The organism is Halocynthiibacter sp. C4 (assembly GCF_028823805.1).
Lineage (GTDB): Bacteria > Pseudomonadota > Alphaproteobacteria > Rhodobacterales > Rhodobacteraceae > Falsihalocynthiibacter > Falsihalocynthiibacter halioticoli.
Window position 1 is genome coordinate 581,694 of record NZ_JAPEIE010000001.1, and the last position, 18,516, is coordinate 600,209.

Annotated in this window: 18 protein-coding genes; 9 read left to right on the forward strand and 9 right to left on the reverse strand. The window is 52.4% G+C overall.

All coding sequences use genetic code 11. From position 1 onward, the window contains the following. The first annotated feature begins 12 nt into the window (after window positions 1-12). Genes OU789_RS02840 through OU789_RS02850 form a run of 3 tightly spaced genes read left to right on the forward strand, consistent with a single transcriptional unit; the run spans window position 13 to window position 2,689 of the window. A complete protein-coding gene (locus OU789_RS02840; RefSeq protein ID WP_274653105.1) occupies window positions 13-771 on the forward strand; it encodes a carbohydrate ABC transporter permease in 759 nt (252 codons plus the stop codon). A 10-nt stretch (window positions 772-781) separates the two neighbouring features. Further along, a complete protein-coding gene (locus tag OU789_RS02845) occupies window positions 782-1,615 on the forward strand; it encodes a carbohydrate ABC transporter permease (protein ID WP_274653107.1) in 834 nt (277 codons plus the stop codon). A 6-nt stretch (window positions 1,616-1,621) separates the two neighbouring features. Next, entirely contained in the window at window positions 1,622-2,689 is a 1,068-nt protein-coding gene (locus tag OU789_RS02850; protein WP_274653109.1) for an ABC transporter ATP-binding protein, read from the forward strand. 75 nt (window positions 2,690-2,764) lie between these two features. On the opposite strand, the gene OU789_RS02855 is transcribed toward OU789_RS02850, so the two are convergent. Together OU789_RS02855 and OU789_RS02860 are read right to left on the reverse strand one after the other, a co-directional pair. After that, on the reverse strand, window positions 2,765-5,329 hold the full coding sequence (locus tag OU789_RS02855; RefSeq protein ID WP_274653111.1) for a hybrid sensor histidine kinase/response regulator: 2,565 nt from the start codon (window positions 5,327-5,329) through the stop codon (window positions 2,765-2,767). 43 nt (window positions 5,330-5,372) lie between these two features. Continuing rightward, entirely contained in the window at window positions 5,373-5,804 is a 432-nt protein-coding gene (locus tag OU789_RS02860) for a molybdopterin-dependent oxidoreductase (protein WP_274653113.1), read from the reverse strand. A gap of 270 nt (window positions 5,805-6,074) precedes the next feature. Between OU789_RS02860 and OU789_RS02865 the strand changes: the two genes are divergently transcribed. After that, window positions 6,075-6,692 (forward strand): response regulator, encoded by a 618-nt coding sequence (locus OU789_RS02865; RefSeq protein ID WP_274653115.1) that lies wholly within the window; start codon window positions 6,075-6,077, stop codon window positions 6,690-6,692. Window positions 6,693-6,731: 39 nt separating this feature from the next. Here OU789_RS02865 and OU789_RS02870 read toward each other — a convergent pair whose 3' ends face one another. The 4 genes from OU789_RS02870 to OU789_RS02885 form a co-directional block, all read right to left on the reverse strand. After that, complete coding sequence (locus OU789_RS02870; protein WP_274653117.1) at window positions 6,732-7,166, reverse strand: universal stress protein; 435 nt, start codon at window positions 7,164-7,166, stop codon at window positions 6,732-6,734. Beyond that, entirely contained in the window at window positions 7,163-9,772 is a 2,610-nt protein-coding gene (locus OU789_RS02875; protein ID WP_274653119.1) for a TRAP transporter permease, read from the reverse strand. The genes OU789_RS02870 and OU789_RS02875 overlap by 4 nt, the downstream gene beginning before the upstream one ends. A gap of 104 nt (window positions 9,773-9,876) precedes the next feature. Continuing rightward, window positions 9,877-10,842, reverse strand: coding sequence for a TAXI family TRAP transporter solute-binding subunit (locus tag OU789_RS02880; RefSeq protein WP_274653121.1), 966 nt, complete (start codon window positions 10,840-10,842; stop codon window positions 9,877-9,879). 34 nt (window positions 10,843-10,876) lie between these two features. After that, complete coding sequence (locus OU789_RS02885) at window positions 10,877-11,749, reverse strand: MurR/RpiR family transcriptional regulator (protein ID WP_274653123.1); 873 nt, start codon at window positions 11,747-11,749, stop codon at window positions 10,877-10,879. 108 nt (window positions 11,750-11,857) lie between these two features. On the opposite strand from OU789_RS02885, the gene OU789_RS02890 reads away from it, so the two are divergent. The 5 genes from OU789_RS02890 (at window position 11,858) to OU789_RS02910 (ending at window position 16,261) form a co-directional block, all read left to right on the forward strand. After that, entirely contained in the window at window positions 11,858-13,174 is a 1,317-nt protein-coding gene (locus tag OU789_RS02890) for an aspartate aminotransferase family protein (protein ID WP_274653125.1), read from the forward strand. Next, window positions 13,171-13,944, forward strand: a complete 774-nt coding sequence (locus OU789_RS02895; RefSeq protein ID WP_274653127.1) for a 3-keto-5-aminohexanoate cleavage protein — start codon at window positions 13,171-13,173, stop codon at window positions 13,942-13,944. Before OU789_RS02890 ends, OU789_RS02895 begins: the two co-directional genes overlap by 4 nt. 102 nt (window positions 13,945-14,046) lie before the next feature. After that, window positions 14,047-14,751 carry an ABC transporter permease gene (locus OU789_RS02900; protein WP_274653129.1) on the forward strand — a complete coding sequence of 235 codons (705 nt, stop codon included), beginning with the start codon at window positions 14,047-14,049 and terminating at the stop codon, window positions 14,749-14,751. After that, a complete protein-coding gene (locus OU789_RS02905; RefSeq protein WP_274653131.1) occupies window positions 14,745-15,461 on the forward strand; it encodes an ATP-binding cassette domain-containing protein in 717 nt (238 codons plus the stop codon). Before OU789_RS02900 ends, OU789_RS02905 begins: the two co-directional genes overlap by 7 nt. Next, the gene (locus OU789_RS02910) at window positions 15,458-16,261 is read left to right on the forward strand and encodes a substrate-binding domain-containing protein (protein ID WP_274653133.1); all 804 of its coding nucleotides are present in this window, start codon (window positions 15,458-15,460) and stop codon (window positions 16,259-16,261) included. The genes OU789_RS02905 and OU789_RS02910 overlap by 4 nt, the downstream gene beginning before the upstream one ends. A gap of 8 nt (window positions 16,262-16,269) precedes the next feature. Here OU789_RS02910 and OU789_RS02915 read toward each other — a convergent pair whose 3' ends face one another. From OU789_RS02915 to OU789_RS02925, 3 genes are read right to left on the reverse strand one after another with little or no spacing between them, the layout of a single operon-like run. Further along, window positions 16,270-16,749: a DUF6505 family protein gene (locus OU789_RS02915; RefSeq protein ID WP_274653135.1), complete on the reverse strand. Its 480-nt coding sequence runs from the start codon at window positions 16,747-16,749 to the stop codon at window positions 16,270-16,272. Window position 16,750: 1 nt separating this feature from the next. Next, entirely contained in the window at window positions 16,751-17,446 is a 696-nt protein-coding gene (locus OU789_RS02920) for a biotin/lipoate--protein ligase family protein (protein WP_274653137.1), read from the reverse strand. 2 nt (window positions 17,447-17,448) lie between these two features. After that, the gene (locus tag OU789_RS02925) at window positions 17,449-18,516 is read right to left on the reverse strand and encodes an Mrp/NBP35 family ATP-binding protein (RefSeq protein WP_274653138.1); all 1,068 of its coding nucleotides are present in this window, start codon (window positions 18,514-18,516) and stop codon (window positions 17,449-17,451) included.

The window sequence follows — 18,516 nt, forward strand, 5'->3', positions numbered from 1 at the left end:
TTTGTCCTTTCCTTGACCAACACTGACGGGATCGGCAAAGGAGACTGGGTCGGGTTCGCGAACTATACGCGCGCTGTGAATGATCCGACATTTCAGGACTCGATTGTAAACACATTGCTCCTATTGGCGACGCTGCCGATTTGGGTGATGCTGCCCATGCTCCTTGCTATTCTGATCCACCAAGGTGTTCCGGGCGGAAAACTATTCCGCGCCGTATACTTTTTCCCTGCCGTTCTCTCGAGTGTGATCATCGGCTCTATCTTCAATATCGTATTGCGGTACGACGGGAGCCTTAACAATGCACTTGCTGCCGTAGGTATCGACGCGGTTGATTGGTTGGGTGGAAGCGCGACGGCACTTGGTAGCCTTATTGCCGTTCAGCTTTGGTCAACCTTTGGCATGGGTGTTCTGATCTTCCTGTCCGGCTTGTCCACAGTACCGGATGACATCATCGAAGCCGCACGCATAGATGGCGCTCGGTTCTGGCAGCGATTGTTCCTGATTATTGTGCCTTCGTTGCGCCCGATCATCGAATTTGTCGCGGTGGTCACCACAATCGGTGTGCTGACTTCGATGTTCGGATTGATCTATGTCCTTACGGGTGGTGGCCCAGGAACGTCCACAACGCTGCCGGAGTTCTTGATCTGGCTAGAGCAAGGCCAATTGAACCGACCAGGTTATGCCTCCGCTATTTCAATGATCTTGTTCGTGATGATGGGCGGTATTGCATATCTGCAAATTCGCATCATGACCCGCAACGCGAGCCTTTAGGAGCAGATTAATGTCCCGCAGGAGTAAATCTGACAGCCGTTCCCTCTGGATCGCTGCCGTCCCTATGTTTCTATTGGCGCTGTCGTGCCTATACCCGTTCTATTTTGCGCTGAATAACGCACTCAAGGACAACAGAGGATATATTCTCGACCGGTTTGGTTTGGTTAACGACCCAACGTTTGCAAACTTTATTACGGCGTGGAGCCGTGCGCGGTTCGATGAATACTTCATGAACTCCTTTACGGTAACGGTCGGAGCGGTTCTGGCGCTGTTGCTCATCTCTTCACTTGCCGGTTTTGCACTAGCGGTTTTGCGCTTCCCTTATCGCAAGCTTGTGTTTGTCGTAATTCTTGCGTCGCTCATGATCCCTGTCCAAGTTGTCTTGGTGCCCTTTTACCAGACCATCCTCGCGCTCGAGTTGTTGAACACACGCACGGGGCTGATCCTGTCTTACACGGCTTTCTTCTTGCCCTTTAGCGTCTATCTCATGACCGCATTCTACAGCGCTCTGCCACGCGAGCTCGTTGAAGCTGCGCGGGTGGATGGGGCCAAGTTTATCCATGTCTGGTGGTTCATCATGTTGCCAATGGGCCGTCCGGCGCTGCTCACTCTGGCAATTCTGAATACGCTATACTGTTGGAACGACGTTCTGATTTCTCTGCTCGTACTTCAAGATGAACGCACACTAATGGTGGGCATCACTGCTCTGCGCGGCGAATACACAACAAACGTTCCATTGCTTTCGGCCGCAATTGTTCTGGCCGCCGCACCAATCGTCATTCTCTACGTTCTGTTCCAACGTAAGATCGTTGCCGGCATCGCGACCGGTGCCGTGAAAGGGTAATATCACATGGCCAATCTCGCACTTTCCTCCATTGAAAAGTCCTTCGGCACAGTCAAAGTGATCAAAGGCGTCGATCTTGAAATTCCCCATGGTGAGTTCGTCGTGTTTGTTGGGCCGTCTGGTTGCGGCAAGTCCACGCTCTTGCGGCTTGTGGCTGGGCTTGAGAACCCTACCGATGGCGACATCATCATTGACGGTGAGGATGTAACCGACGAGGAGCCTTATGACCGCGGTATCGCGATGGTCTTTCAGTCGTATGCGCTCTATCCGCATATGACCGTTGCAGAGAATATGGGATTTGCGCTCCGTCTTCAGAAGCAACCCAAGAAAGAACGGCGTGCCGCTGTTGAACGTGCTGCGGAAATTCTGCAGATCACCCAGTTGCTAGACCGTAAACCTGCGCAACTTTCAGGTGGCCAGCGTCAGCGCGTTGCTATTGGACGCGCTATTGTTCGTGATCCAAAAGTCTTCCTTTTTGACGAACCTCTCTCGAACCTCGACGCGGAATTGCGCGTTCAAACCCGCATGGAAATAGCGCGGCTTCATAAAAAGCTGGGCGCCACAATGATTTATGTGACCCATGACCAGACCGAAGCCATGACAATGGCGGACCGTATTGTCGTGCTGCGTGATGGAATTGTTGAGCAGGTCGGAAGCCCGACTGACCTCTATGATGACCCCGACAATATGTTCGTAGCAGGATTTATTGGGTCGCCGAAAATGAACTTCGTTCCATGCGTTGCCACTGGCGACAATCAGGTTGTGTTCGGGAATGTGCCTATTCAACTGCCCGCGCTTAATTCATCATTGGTGAAAGGCGCGGAGTATACAATTGGTATTCGCCCCGAGCATCTGCAAAGCGACGCAGGGCAGGCGGTATCAATGAATATTGAAGCGGTTGAACAGCTCGGTTCTACGGCTTTTGTTCATGGCGATTTGGTTTCCGAGCAATCGACTTGTCGCTTGGTCGTGGAGATGCGCGATCAACGTCCGACTGCCGGTGACAATGTACAACTGCATTTCGATCCAAAGCGCCTTGTTCTATTCAACGAAGCTGGACAGCGCGTAAGATAGCAGGACAATAGCGAGCGGTGCCTTCCATAGCGCCGCTTTTAAGAACTCATTATTCAAAATGTGTTTTGCCGCACGCTATTTCTGAAGCTCGCCAGTGGCCCATGTTTCTTGCAGCACGAGTTGGCTTTTGATGATCGCTTGCAGGGTATCCTGAATACATCCATCAACAGTTGTTTCTTCGGCATTCTGCAACGCTTGATGCAGCGCTTTCGCACCCATCGAGGCCGCCAATCCGGACATATTATGTAGTTCATTGGCAATTGCTTTGCCCCGGTTGGACAGCACTGTCTTCTTCAGTCCGGAAAGGTTCTCTGTAATTTCCTGATAGAACTTTTCGGCGTTCTTCTTGTATTGCTCCGGCCCCAAAATATCACGGAGCTCCGCGACTTGCTGAAGGTTGATCAGCTTGTGATAGTCTTGCGATGCGAGCCTATTTTGCGCGGAACGCTTTTTAAGGAGGGCCTCGTGAACAGATGCGCGTGAAACGGGTTTAATGACGAAATCGTCGAGGCCAGCGTCGATGCATCGCTGTAAGTTCTCTTCGCTTGAGTAGGCAGTAAACCCAATGATCCTACTATTCTTGGATGCGCCTTCTTCACGGATTGCACGCGTTGCATCCAGCCCATCCATGACAGGCATGCTGATATCCATGAAAATGATGTCAAAAGCCGTGTGACGCGCGAGGTTTACGCCTAGTTCACCGTTTTCTGCTGAAGCTGTCGAAACGCCCAGCTCTGTTAAGTATTCGATCAAAATCTCTCGGTTGATCCTGTTATCCTCGACGATGAGCGCGGAAATGTTTTGTTGCAAATTGGCGGCCGGTGCAGCAGGGCTAGCCTCTTCGACCTTTTGACCAAGCAGTTGCTCAAGGTCATAGTTTGTTGGTTTTGTGAAAGGCAGTCGGACCCAGAATGTACTGCCTTCGCCGAACACGCTGTCGCCGCCAATTTCCCCACCCATGGCCTCCGCCATGCGTCGCGAGATACTTAAGCCAAGCCCCGTTCCTTCGGTGTCGCGCTCCAAAGATGTGTCGAGTCGTACAAAATCATCGAACACACGCGAAAATTGCCCGGCAGGAATACCGCGACCTGTGTCGCTGACATGAATTTCAATTTCGACTTGATCGCCTTGCTCTTCTGATACAGCGAGGTCTATTTGTACGTGGCCATTATGGGTGAATTTGATGGCATTCCCGATCAGGTTCAGCAAGATCCGGTTCAGGCATGTCTGATCCCCCATCAAATGCTTGTACGGAAAACCATCTACACGGGCTGTGATCCTGTTTCCATTTGAGCAGGCAAGCGGGCGCAGATTCTCGACCATATCCTCAATTGTGGCAGCTAAATCTACTGGGCTAAGCTGTTGAGACGTTGTCTTTGAATCCAAAGCCGTAATGTCGAGGATGTTGTTCACATGGGCCATCAAATGCCGGCCTGATGTATTCGCGATGGTTAGGAACCTATCCTGCTTTTCTGAAAGATCAGTGGCGCCGAGGATTTCGTGCGCTGCAATCAAACCATTCAGCGGCGTGCGCATTTCGTGGCTCATCAAGGCGATGAAATCGGATTTTGCTTTGTTCGCAGCAATCGCCTCGTCACGTGAATTTAGAATTTCTTTCTGCGCGGCAATCCGGTCTGAAATGTCACGAATGAACGAAATGAAAACCGGTTTTCCCTCTTCCGTGACGGAAGCAACTGAGACCTCAACCGAGATGCGCTCGCCACCTTTTCGCAAGGCTTCCAGTTCGACCAGGCCTTTCCCGATGATGCTGGAGTTTTTTGTTTTCAAGTACCGTCTGATGCCAGCGCGGTGGGCAGCGCGGTGCTCTTGGGGGATAAAGAATCTAGCCATATCCTTGCCGAGCACCTCATCTCGTGAATAGCCAAAAATCTTTTCTGCGCCACCGTTGAAATCAAGAATATCGCCGCGGTGATCAATGACCAGAACCGCGTCGAGCGCTGCCCCGACTGTTGATTGAAGCCGCTCTTTGGCTGCCGACAGTTGCTCTTGTACACGTTCTGATCGCATACGAGCCCGAATGAGCAGCGCGCCGACAAGCAGGAAGGCCCCCATCAGAATGACTGCTACCAATGCTACCTGAAAAAGCAGTGAGGCAAGTGTTGTACGTTGTTGATCAGAAGTGCTTGCAAAGAACGCAACAGTATCGACAGAGGCGTCACGAATATGCGGCGCAGTGCTAATTAGAGTTTGAGCAAGGCGCGCGAGCTCGTTGCGGAGAGTTTCATCTGACGCATCGATCGTTTTTGCGAGCTCATCAGCTTGCGCAAGAATGTCAGCCCAGATTTGCGGCGCATCAGCGTTATAGGACATACGTCCCTGTGCTTCGAGCGCGGCAACGATGGCTGCGCGTGAATAATAAAGATCAAAGCGCTTTCGAAGCTCCTCAAGATCGGGCTCCGATGACAAATTTGCTAGAATTGCTGCTTCGTGCAAACGCCAAAACTCGACCTCAAACTGGGACACTGTCCATTGCGCATTATCAATCGGCGTTGATCGGAGTAGAGCCAGTTGGTCGCGGACGGAAAAGCTAAGATAGATCAAGATCCCGAGAAGAACCGTGATTGCCACGCTCAATCCGGCAAGATGCCATTTAATGTGATTGAGAGAGAGCAACTTCACGGCCTGCGGAACTCCAATGGATTAAGTCGGTAACTGCCGAAGCTTACTCTTCAAATGTAAGTGATTCCAATTGCCAAACGCTTTCGGCGTAAATGGTTTTGAGTTGATAGTCTTTGGAATGGTCATAAGGGAACACAATCCAAAGAGGGCCTTTTTCCCTCAAGCTCATCGGTTTTCCGTTAAGCTCATATGCTATTATCGGGTACTTTGAGCCAGGCTCGGGAATCGAAATCTCTACGTTGTAATCATTTGCGGCAGTCGCAAATAGACGGCTGCCAGAAAGGCCTGTTTCATCAAGAACAACGGAAAGCGAAACGCCTTTGAATTCCAGTATGCCTTCTGTCCAAACTGTTGAAGTTTTGAAAGATTCTGAAGGGAGTGCGCGGAGCGAAGTGATTGAAAACGACGCATTCTCCCCTTGATCAGTGCTTTGTGCTCGCCCCGAAACTGTTAGTACGATTTTCTCTTCTTCCACGTTGCTTTCGGACGATGCGCTGGGTAATCCCGTGAGTGTGAGCGCTAGGGCGAAGCAAAATGAAGGAAGTAATTTCTGAAAAATCATTAACTACAGTTCCATTTTCAATTAATAAGACCTTAGCGAAATTTTATTCTGGCGTTGCGTCAATTTGGGATAGTGTCTTATACTTTTGTATAGGAATTTGTAGATTTTTTTGAATGCCGAAATTATGCCATCAATCTGCCTCAACCTTTGAATTGTAAATAATAGCATTAGGAACGACCTGTTTTGCGGCTTTTGATTGTCGATGACCACACTATGGTTCTGGACCTTATGTCTGCGCTTTTTGCGTCCGAGAAAGATATCGATGTATCTACGGCGGCCACGTACGAAACTGCGCTCAAGACCATAGAAACAAACAATCCTTTTGATCTGATCCTGCTTGATTTCAGCATGCCCGGACTTGTTGGTTTAGAAGGTGTTTCAACGGTATTGAAGCAGGCGCGAGGCTGCCCTGTTGCGCTAATGTCTGGTGTTGCCAATCGTGATGTCGCCAAGCTTGCACTTGAGGCTGGTGCAGTCGGTTTCATTCCAAAAACTATGCAAGCTAAATCGCTTATCAACGCCGTCCGATTCATGGCGTCAGGTGAAGTGTATGTCCCGAATGACTTTATGAATGCGCCGATCGATGAGCGGCGCGAGCACCCGCTTGCCCGCAACTTGAGCGAGCGAGAGTATCAGGTTCTGAAAGGGCTGTGTAAAGGACTGGCAAACAAGGAGATCGCGCGCGATCTTGAGCTACAGGAAGTCACCATCAAGCTGCACATGAAAAACTTGTGCCGTAAGATTGGAGCGAATAACAGAACCCACGCCGCGATGATTGCACGCGACGCGGGGTTGTTTTAGCGCCAATGATCGGGGTTTTCGACCCGATCAAATATCCAATTACCGAACAACAAAAACCGAACAGCGCGAATGCCGCACGACGCGTGCGGCGTTCGGGCCCAACAGGTAATCTTTGAAGTCAGGCTTATGCGCGCCGATCACAATCAAATCTGATTTGTCGAGCTTGGCCGTTTTGAGGATTTCCTCATAGGCCGTTCCGGTCGCGATGATGTGCCGAACTTTGGCGTTCACATCGCTCCCGAGCGCGGCCTGAACAAGGGCGTTGAGGTGTTTCTTTGCTTCCTTCACAACTTGGTCATGATGCTTCTTTTCAAAGAAACTGCCGACCCAGCTCGTTCCATAGTCGGGCAAGACAGTGATGACATCAAGCTGTGCATCATCATGCAGCCCTGCCAGTCTTAGCGCTTCCTGTAGGACGTGGATGTCGCGGTTTTCGTTGCTGATATCGACAGCGCAAAGGATTGTCGTACTCATGCTGGTACTCCTTGTTTTGTCATGCGACCACGTTGCAGCAAGGCGATGAGACCGAGCAGCAAGAGGGCAGGGATAAAGATGATCTCTTTCGGCATCTGTTCCTGTGGCACCTGAACGGCGGTGATTGTCACGGGCATATCTGCATAGAAATCAAAGTTGGCCATGGAATCTGAGATGGGTTTGCCGAACATCGGCTCTTCCATCAGGATTTGACCGTTATCCTCCATCAACATAAACCCGAACTCTTCAAGGCGGCTATCCGCATCGCCATCGCTCGTGATGTCGACCTGAAGTGTCGAACTCTTTGGCTCTCCGGTGTTGTAGTCCGGCCCTTCGACAAGAACGCGAAGCTGGTCTCCGACCTGTGCGGCACCTAGCGTTTCTGTGAATGCACTGGCCTCCGTTGTTACGAGTGGAGGTTGTAACCGATCCATGAAGAAATCAGGACGGAACAAGGCAAACGCGACGAAGATCAAGAGCAGACTTTCGTAAATTCGGCTCTTGGTGAGGAAGAACCCCATAGTTCCTGCCGTAAAGACCAAGATCGCAATCGAGGCGATCACAAAGACCAGTATCCCTTGAGCAAGTGAGACATCAATCAACAGCAAATCCGTATTGAAGATGAACACGAAGGGGAGGGCTACTGTTCGCAGGCTATAGAAGAAGGCCACGAAGCCGGTTCGGATAGCGTCTCCGCCTGAAACCGCCGCAGCGGCGAAACTCGCAAGACCCACAGGGGGCGTCACGTCAGCCATGATCCCGAAATAGAACACAAAGAGGTGTACCGCGATCAAGGGGACAAACAGGCCGCTTTGCTCACCAAGCTGAACCACAACGCCAGCCATAAGCGACGACACAACGATGTAGTTCGCTGTTGTCGGTAGCCCCATGCCCAGAACGAGCGAGAGCAGACCAACCATTACCAGCATCAACACGAGGTTACCGCCTGAGAGGAACTCCACAAGATCAGCCATAACCTGACCAACCCCTGTAAGAGTCACGGTTCCAACAATCACACCAGCAGTCGCTGTCGCAAGACCAATGCCGATCATATTTCGCGCGCCGTCGATGAGACCTTGGATAAGGTCCACAACACCCTGTTTAACTGCTTCGGTCATATCCGCGTTTTTGCGGAAGAAGGCCTTGAGTGGATGCTGTGTCAGAAGGATCACAAAGAGCAGTGCAGTTGCCCAGAAGGCCGATAGGCCGGGCGATTTCTGTTCGATCATCAGGAAGTAAACCAGAACAATGATCGGCAGAAGATAGTAAAGTCCGGCTTTGTAGATTTCGCCAACAACAGGCAGTTCAACCTTCTCGGCGTTTGGATCATCAGGCTTCAAGTCGTCGACAGTCGAGGCAAGCCAAAGCAGTGCAACATAGGCCACAAACACCAGAAGCGCGAGAATCCAACCTGCGCCCTCCGGCACCATCGAAGTTATGAACTGAACCGGATATTTGACGCCGTAACAGATCGCAGCGAAGCCGACGAAAAATACCGCCATCCCAGCGATGGTTCGCCCAAGGGAGACAACACGGTCGCCCAATGTCGGAAGGTTGTTCTTAACAGCCTCGAGGTGAACGATGTAAACCAGCGCTATGTAGGAAATCGCAGCGGGGAGGAACGCGTGGGTAATCACCTCGACATAGGAGATGCCCACATACTCCACCATCAAGAAGGCCGCAGCCCCCATAACCGGTGGCATAATCTGGCCATTCACCGAGCTTGCAACTTCAACCGCGCCCGCTTTTTCGCTGGTGAAACCAACGCGTTTCATTAGAGGGATTGTGAAGGTGCCGGTTGTCACCACGTTGGCGATCGAAGAGCCGGAAATAAGACCGGTTGCAGCAGAGCCGACAACAGCGGCCTTTGCAGGGCCACCACGGAGGTGGCCAAGTGCACCGAACGCCATTTTGATGAAGTAGTTGCCCGCGCCTGCTTTATCGAGCAGCGCGCCGAACAGCACAAAGAGAAACACAAATTTCGTCGAAACACCGAGCGCAATGCCGAACACCCCTTCGGATGTAATCCACATGTGGCTCATGGCCTTCTTGAGCGAAGCGCCTTTCCATTGGATAACTTCGGGAACCCAGCTGGATGACCCGAAGAAAACATAGGCGAGGAAGACAATCGCAATAATTGCCATTGCTGGCCCGAGCGCACGCCGTGCGCCCTCAAACAACAGAAGCAGTCCTGCCAGCGCAAACCATTTGTCTACGTCGTCGGCAAGGCCGCCGGAATTGACGACTTTTGTATAGAAAATATAGCCGTACATCGCGATGCCAGCACCAGCGATACCCATGATCCAGTCTTGGATCGGAATGTAATCACGCGGGCTTTTGCTGAAGGCGGGGTACGCCATAAAGGCGAGAAAGATAGCGAACGCCAAGTGAATTTGGCGTGAGTTATTGATGACCGATCCCGGCAATAGCTGGTTTGCCAACGGGGATGCGAGAATGACCTGAAAGACCGACCAAGTGATCGCCACGATTGCAAGGAATGTTCCAACACTTCCTGCCGGATTTCGGGCGCCCGCGTCGGAGGAGCTAACCAGATCCTGTAGCTCTTCTTCGCTTAACGGTCGATTATGTTTGTCGGTTTCGGCCATGTCACTCTCCCTGATCTGCCAGCTTTTTGCGCGCGGCTTGATCTTAAATTACCTTAAAAACAAAGAAGGGCCGCCCATAGGCAGCCCTTCTGAAAATGCGTGGATTAGTTAATCCAGCCTTTTTCACGGTAGTACTTCTCAGCACCTGGGTGCAGAGGAGCGGAAAGACCGGCAGTTGCCATATCTTCAGGCTTCAGATGCGCAAATGCAGGGTGCAGCTTCTTGAAGTCTTCGAAGTTTTCAAAGACAGAAGATACAACCGCATATACCGCTTCTTCGGAAACAGCATCTGATGTTACGAAGGTCGCGCCCACACCGAATGTGTTCACGTCTTCATCGTTGCCGCGATACATTCCGCCAGGGATTGTGGCGTGACGGTAGTAGGAGTTGTTCGCGATCAATTCTTCAACTGCGTCGCCGTCAACCGTTACGAGCACGGAGTCACATGCTGTTGTTGCTTCCTGAATGGAGCCGGAAGGGTGGCCAACGGTGTAAACCATGGCGTCGATCTGGTTGTCGCAAAGCGCAGCAGACTGCTCGGCAGCCTTAAGCTCTGTTGCGAGGCCAAGATCGCTCATAGCCCAACCTTTTTGGCCCATCAGCACTTCCATTGTACCGCGCTGACCGGAACCTGGGTTGCCGATGTTGACGCGCTTGCCTTTGAGGTCATCAAAGTTTGTGATGCCGGCGTCAGCACGTGCAACAACTGTAAACGGCTCTGGGTGAACAGAGAATACAGCGCGCAGGCCTTCGAATGGACCGGCTTCTTCGAACTTGGATGTGCCATTATAGGCGTGGTACTGCCAGTCAGACTGCGCAACACCGAACTCAAGCTCGCCTTCGCGAATTGTGTTGATGTTGTACACCGAACCACCTGTACTCTCGACAGAGCAGCGGATGCCGTGCTCTTTGCGGCCTTTGTTTACAAGGCGACAGATCGCGCCACCCGTTGGGTAGTAAACGCCGGTCACACCGCCGGTACCAATGGTGATGAACTCTTCGGCAAAAGCTGCCGGAGCCATCGTGGCCGCAATTGCGGCGCTGGCCAAAGTTGTGGTGATTTTTCTCATAAGTTTTCTCCCTTTTATGATTGAGTTGAAAAAGTTAGGCCTCTGCATCGCGCACTTCGTGAAGGCGCCTGTTGTTACTTTCAACAGCAGCAATTCTATCGCGTGTTTCCTCTCCACCTTGGCTGGCAAGCATTCCGACAATAGTCTCCACGAAGAATAATGTGGCCGTGTAGGACGTGAAAAAATGTGGTCCGTCTGAGGGGACGATAAAGGCAGTTGTCGCATATCGCAATGCCGGACATTTGTGAGTGTCGGTAATAACGATGACCTTAGCTCCGCGTTCGCGCGCCAGTTCGGCGGCTCGGATGATGCGCGGTGCAAAGGGCGGTTTTGTAACGATAATTACCGCGTCTTCCTGATCAAGTGTTTCAAGTCCGCTTCCGAGTGAGGCGCCCATTCGGCCGCCCAGCGTCCAAGAGGGGCTTACAAAATTGGCTACATAAGCCATGTGTTCTGTAATCCCGGTCGAGCCAAGTGCACCAAGAACAAGGACGCGTCGGGCGTTGTGAAGCTGCACTACCGTTTCGGCTAAAATCTCGGGGTCGACTGAGGCGGCAAAGCTCTGGATGTTATCGACGCAAGCGTCCCGATAGGCTGCCAAGTAGTTATCAGGCCCGCGGGAGCCAATTTCAGATTGAAGTTTTTCGGCACGTTGAGAAAAGCTGCTTACGCGTCGATTGATCGACAGTCGAATCACATCGCGCAGTGCCTCGAAACTCTCGTACCCGAGAGCGCGTGCGAGTCGTGAGTATGTTGCTGGAGCAAGCTCACTCTCCTGCGCAATCGCCCTCAGCGAGCGCGTAGCCACATCGACGGGGTGCTGCGCAACAAAGTCTGCGGCGACTTTAAGTTTCGCGCTTAACCCATCGTAAGCAGACGCAAGTTTTATATCGAAAGCTTCGCTCAAAATTCCTCCCCCCGAGGTTTTGAGACATTCTCACTCGTTTCATCTCTTGTCAACAAATGATTCATCTGTTTCAAGTTGGCGCATCTCATTTCGCTGCGGAGGCGCGCTATGTCCCATGTTTTCCACCGTCACACGAAGCACTCCTATCCAACTGCAATGCGTGGAGAGGGAGTTTACCTCTTTGATGATAAAGGGAAAAAATACCTTGATGGGTCCGGTGGCGCGGCTGTGTCCTGTCTTGGCCATGGCGATCCCGATGTGATTGAGGCGATCAAAGCGCAGGCTGAGTCGTTGGCCTATGCACATACAAGTTTCTTTACATCCGAGCCCGCCGAACAGTTGGCCGACAAGCTCGTGGCCGCATCGGATGGGGATTTTGAACGCGTTTACTTCGTTTCTGGCGGTTCTGAAGCTGTTGAGGCGGCGCTGAAACTCGCGCGCCAATATTTCCTTGAAAAGGGAGAGAGCACCCGCCGCCGGTTTATTGCGCGGCGTCAGAGTTACCACGGCAATACCCTCGGAGCGCTTGCAACCGGCGGCAACCAATGGCGCAAAGAGCCCTTCGCCCCGTTGATGGTTGAAACCTCGCTCATCTCGCCTTGTTATGCATATAGGGGGCAGCAAGATGGGGAAAGCGCGTTTGAATACGGCCAGCGCGTGGCCAATGAACTTGAAGAAGAGCTTATGCGCGTTGGGCCGGAAACCGTTATCGCATTCGTTGCGGAGCCGGTTGTTGGGGCAACATTGGGCGCTGTTCCACCTGTTGAAGGCTATTTCAAACGCATCCGCGAAATTTGTGACACATATGGGATTCTTCTCATCCTTGATGAGGTCATGTGCGGGATGGGGCGAACAGGAAGCGTGTTTGCGTACAAGCAAGAAGGCATTCGGCCGGATATCGTAACAATTGCGAAAGGGCTTGGCGCTGGGTATCAGCCTATAGGTGCCATGCTGTGTTCAGCAGAAATTTACGCGGCAATCGAAGCGGGCACCGGCTTTTTCCAGCACGGCCATACTTACGTTGGGCACCCGACCGCCTGCGCCGCCGCTAACGTCGTTGTCGATAAACTCACTGCTGGGCTTGCAGCACGCTCCGCTGACATGGGACAAAAGCTAAATGCGGCTCTCAAAGCCTCTTTCGGGCAACATCCAAATATCGGTGACATTCGCGGCCGCGGCCTGTTCCAAGGGCTGGAAATTGTAGAAAACAGAGACACCAAGTCTCCATTTGCACCTGAACTGGCAATCAATGCGAAAATCAAGAAAGCGGCCTTCGCCAACGGTTTAGGGTGCTACCCAATGGGCGGCACGGTCGATGGACGTAACGGAGATCACGTGCTTCTTGCGCCACCGTTTATCCTGGCAGATGAGCATATAAAGGAAATCACCGACAAGCTCGGAGCAGCCTTCGCGGAAGTTCTATGACGATGCTGCCAAAGATAATGGTGGCGCCCAATGGTGCGCGCCACGGCAAAGATGCTCATAGCGCTGTGCCAATTACATTATCGGAAGTTCTTGATTGCGCAGAGGCCTGCGCTCATGCAGGTGCTGACGGTCTGCATTTCCACCTTCGGGATGAAGAGGGCGCGCACTTACTCGATGCGGGCGCATATCGAGAGGCGATCACGGAACTACATGCTCGTGTCCCCGCGATGACGGTCCAGATCACAACTGAAGCTGCCGGAAAATACGAACCGCCGCTACAAATGGATGTTGCGCTTGGTTCAGGCTGCGAGCTTGTCTCGGTGTCCATTCGCGAAATTGCAGGCCGTCAGGATGAACAGACATCACGCCGCTTTTACGATCAATGTGCGGACGCTGGTATCACGGTGCAGCATATTTTGTATTCCACAGACGATCTGGCGCTTTTGCGTCAGACGATTTCATTGGAATTACTTCTGTCGCCCAATTTGCAACTCCTCTGGGTGCTCGGAAAATATGGCGATGAGAATAGCTCCTCACCCGAATTGCTTGATCCAATTCTTAAGGAAATGCGGCAATTTGAGGAAATGCCCGATTGGATGGTCTGTGCATTTGGTCGGGCTGAAACCGATTGTTTGGTTGCGGCGCATTCACATGGGGCCAAGCTGCGAGTTGGATTTGAGAATTCTTTCTGGAATCGCGACGGAAGTCTCGCGCTGGATAATGCAGAGCGGGTGCGAGAGCTCGTCCAGTCGCTTCGAGAAAACAGCTGAACGGCGCATTTCTTTGGCGAAATGAATACAAGTGCTTTCAATCGTTTGGAAATTCTCTAACACTTGCCGAATAGATTGTTTGGTTTTTGAACGCGAGAATGAATGGGCGAGATTCTTGAAGGGTTGAAAGCGGCGTTTTTGTTGCTGATCACGCTTGATAGCGATCTGGTCGAGATTACACTTCGCTCGCTTCAGGTTACGCTGTCTGCTCTTGTTATCTCTTCATTGATCGCGCTGCCCTTTGGCGCATGGCTTGCAATTCGCCGCTTCCGCCACCGGCGGCTCGCGATTGCTGTGTTGAACGCGCTTATGGGCATTCCTCCAGTTGTTGTTGGCTTGTTTGTCTACTTGCTGCTGTCACGATCGGGGCCATTCGGGGTTTTGGGGCTTTTGTATACGCCGTCGGCCATGATCATCGCGCAGGTGATTATTATTACTCCGCTGATTGCCTCTATTGCTCATCAAAGCTTGCGCGAACTTTGGGCTGAGTATCATGATCTTCTGATCTCACTAAACACCACACGAAACCAACGGATTAAAACGCTCGTTTGGGATGGGCGCAGGGCGCTGTTAACGGCCTCACTCGCTGGATTTGGCCGAGCGATCGGGGAAGTCGGCGCTATTATGATTGTGGGCGGCAATATCGACCATGCAACGCGTGTTTTAACCACAGCAATTGCGCTTGAAACCAGCAAGGGAGACTTCTCGTTGGCGCTTGGCCTTGGATTTGTGCTGATCGGCTTGGCGATTTCGGTGAATGTAGCGATCCATTGGCTAACACGAACAGAAAGGGAGGGGAGATGGTAAACTCGATCCTTCCACTTGAACTACAGGAGGTCGTTGTCGCAAAACGCGGGCGGCGAATTGTTGGTCCTGTAACCTATACGCTTGCAGGGGCAGGGACGACTATCGTGATCGGTCCAAACGGCTCTGGCAAAACCACTTTGCTTAGAATGATGCATGGATTAGAGCGCACATCCGAAGGGCGATTGCGTTGGGCGCAAGCATTTAATGCGGCGAGCGAGCGGCAATCGTTTGTGTTCCAATCGCCGATCATTATGCGCCGCAGCGTTTTAGACAATTTGGCATATCCACTTACCCTAGCCGGAAAATCCCGAAAGGAAGCAAACGAAGCTGCGGCGCGCTGGGCTGCGAAAGTTGGGCTTGCGTCTCGCCTGCAACAAAATGCTTCGCGGCTTTCGGGAGGGGAGAAGCAAAAGCTGGCCCTTGCGCGGGCGCTAATCCGAGAGCCGGATGTGTTATTTCTGGATGAGCCTTGCGCCAATCTCGATGGCAAAGCCACGCGCGTTATCGAGGGGGTGCTTCAGGACGCAAAATCAAACGGCACACGGCTTGTTATGTCGACCCACGATATGGGGCAGGCCCGAAGACTCGCGGATGATGTGATTTTTATGCTTGGTGGCCAAATTCATGAATGTGCACCCGCACAAGATTTTTTTAATTCTCCGGCCACTCCAGAAACCGAGCAATTTTTAAGAGGAGATATTGTAGAATGAAGCATCTGGTTTTAAGCGCCGTTTTTTCAATTTGTTCGGCTGTACCGACACTCGCCGAAGATTTGCGCCTTGCTGTAACAACGTCTTTTCATAATTCGGGACTCGCCGATGTTTTGCTGCCCGAAATCGCTAAGGATACTGGGCTAAACGTACAGCTGTTGGTGGTTGGAACCGGGCAAGCAATTCATCTGGGTGAGGCAGGTGATGTTGATGCCATTCTTGTACATTCCCAAAAGGCGGAAGAGGCCTTTGTTGATGGAGGCTTTGGCACGCATCGGCGAGAAATAATGTATAATGATTTTGTTTTCATCGGCCCGGTAGAGGATTCAGCGGGTGTCGGAAACGCAGAAAGCGCGGCTGAAAGCTTATCAAGTATTATGGCCAACCAAGCGTTGTTTGTCAGTCGCGGCGACGAAAGCGGCACGCACAAAAAAGAGCGCGCGCTTTGGCAGCTTGCCGGGTTTGATCCAGAGCAGTTTGGTGATTGGTATCGAGCGGTCGGGGCGGGAATGGGCGCGACATTGAATGCGGCGGCTGGGATGGGTGCCTATGCAATGTCTGATCGTGCAAGCTGGCTCAATTTCGGAAACAAGGAAGGGCTGGCGCTCTTGTTCTCTGGTGATCCACTGCTGTTTAACCAATATGCGTATCTGCCGGTTAATCCAGAGCGCCACAGTCATGTAAACGCCCAGGGTGCACAAAAGCTTGAGGAATGGCTGGTGAGTGAAGAGGCCGAAGCGTTGATTGACGGCTACCAGATAAACGGAGAGCAACTCTTTACATTCAACGCGACGCGGTAGCTATTCGATCAATCGTCAACAGAGCCATGGATGGCAAATTGTTCTAATCCCGCGTCTTGGGGTTCGATTTTGCGAAACTGTTCTTTGACACCAGCTTCAGTCAATTCGCGAGACACCATTAGAAGCGTGTTAGGCGCGTGGTCGGCGCATAAATCCTGCATAAACGCGATTTCTTCGGCGGCGACCTTGCTTGCCGCTTCCGCAGAAGGAGCGCCGTAAATTTCGACAAAATGTTGCGCCAAACTTTGCTCGAGGGCGTCGCGTTCAGCCTCGTTCAGTTCGGCAACGGCAACGAAGGTTGCGCGACCGAATGTTTCCAATCCAAGCCACCCGTTGGCAAACGCCTGACGCGACTTTCCCGTGAGATCGCCCTCGCTCCAGTTTGAAAACTCGAACCCGCCAGAGACACACCATTCCCCTGTACGTGCCGGATTGTGGAATACGTTTTGGTCGCTTTCATCAAGATGGATCACCCGTGCAAGTCGCATTTTAGCTCTCCAATACAGCAGTTAGTGGAAAGAGTTTGATCGTATCAGAGGTTTTGAAAAGCATGCCAAAATCCTCGACTACACCCTGAAATATTCCGCGTTCCCCGTTCATGTCGATCTGGTCTCCCATCTTCCAAGCCAGCCCGCTCCAAGCGCTATGAATGGCTTGGGTGCCTTCTTCTTCCCACCGATTGACCCAGACCAACGTGTGCTTTGCCCAACTTTCAAGGAGTTGTTCGATATCAATCTCGGCGCACCCCTCGTTAAACAGTGCGGTCGTTTCCGGTGTTTCTTCGCCTTCGCCTGAGGAGGGCCAAATCGGAACGGATAGCCCAATAACGAGCCAGTCAGGTGTTTGAGCAGGATCAGAGGTTGACGCAGCAGCGCGCAGCCCTCCGCACTTGGCTCCGTTGAGTATGAAGCCTCCGTCCCAAGCAAGATGAAGCGCAACCTCCGGTGGGGCAAGCACTCCAAGGGCGTTTTGAAAACCGATTCCACAAGTTGGAAGCATAACCATTGCTTTTGCGAGCGGAACTTCAGGGGCGAACACGATGGCAGCGGAAAGCTCATCTGGAGTCATTGAATAAGCAATTAGTCCTGCATCACATCCGCGTGCTGCGTGAGCCTGTGCCGCTTTGAATGCGTCACCCATAGGAGGCACTTCGATGCCGGACATGAGCGGAGGAAACTGCACCATTCTTAGGCCACGCCAGTCTCGATTAGCTGGTCGGCGAGGCTTAGGAATGCGCTCGCTTGGCTGCTCCCTGCTTTGGAAACAACAATCGGCGCACCGCCGTCTGCGGCAAGGCGAATATCAATATGCAACGGAATCTCGGCCAATAGAGGAACACCAAGCTTGGCCGCCTCTGCGTTTACGCCACCGTGCCCGAAAACATGCTCTTCGTGCCCGCAAGCGGAGCAGATATGCGTGGACATATTCTCGATCATACCAAGGATCGGTGTGCCGAGCTGGTTGAACATGTCGATGCCCTTCCGCGCGTCTAGGAGCGCGACGTCCTGTGGGGTTGAAACAACGATCGCGCCGGTTAGCTTGGCTTTCTGGGCAAGGGTCATCTGAACATCCCCTGTACCAGGGGGGAGATCGACGATCAGAACATCCAGCGCACCCCATTGAACTTGCCCCAGCATTTGTTGAAGCGCGCCCATAAGCATAGGGCCGCGCCATACCACGGCCTGATCCTCGTTGGTCATGAGGCCGAGCGACATCATCGTAACCCCGTGATTCCGCATGGGCAAAATCGTTTTGCCATCCGGAGAGGCTGGACGCCCAGACACGCCGAGCATGCGGGGTTGTGAAGGGCCGTAAACATCCGCATCAAGTAGGCCAACCTTTCGCCCCTTTGCAGCGAGCGCACACGCCAAGTTGGACGCAACGGTCGATTTCCCAACACCGCCCTTGCCGGATGCGATGGCAATTATGTTATTCACGCCAGGAATTGGTTCTGGGCCTTTTGGCTCCGCGCGGCGGTTTGGTTTGAGGTCTGGTGGGGCTTTCGGGGTGCTATGAGATGTCATGACCGCAGAGACGCTTTGCGTGCTGTCGAGGTTTTCAATCGCCTCTTTTGCGCGGCTGAGTACGTCTTCGTATTCTGCTGCAGCGCTTCCGCTTACCTCAAGCACAAAACGAACTTGCTCGGGTTCAACCGTCAACGCCCGAACTAGGCCAGCTTCGATGATATCGTTGCCTGAGATCGGGTCTTTTATAGATTTCAACACCGCAAGAACGGTCTCTCGGGTTAGGGTCAC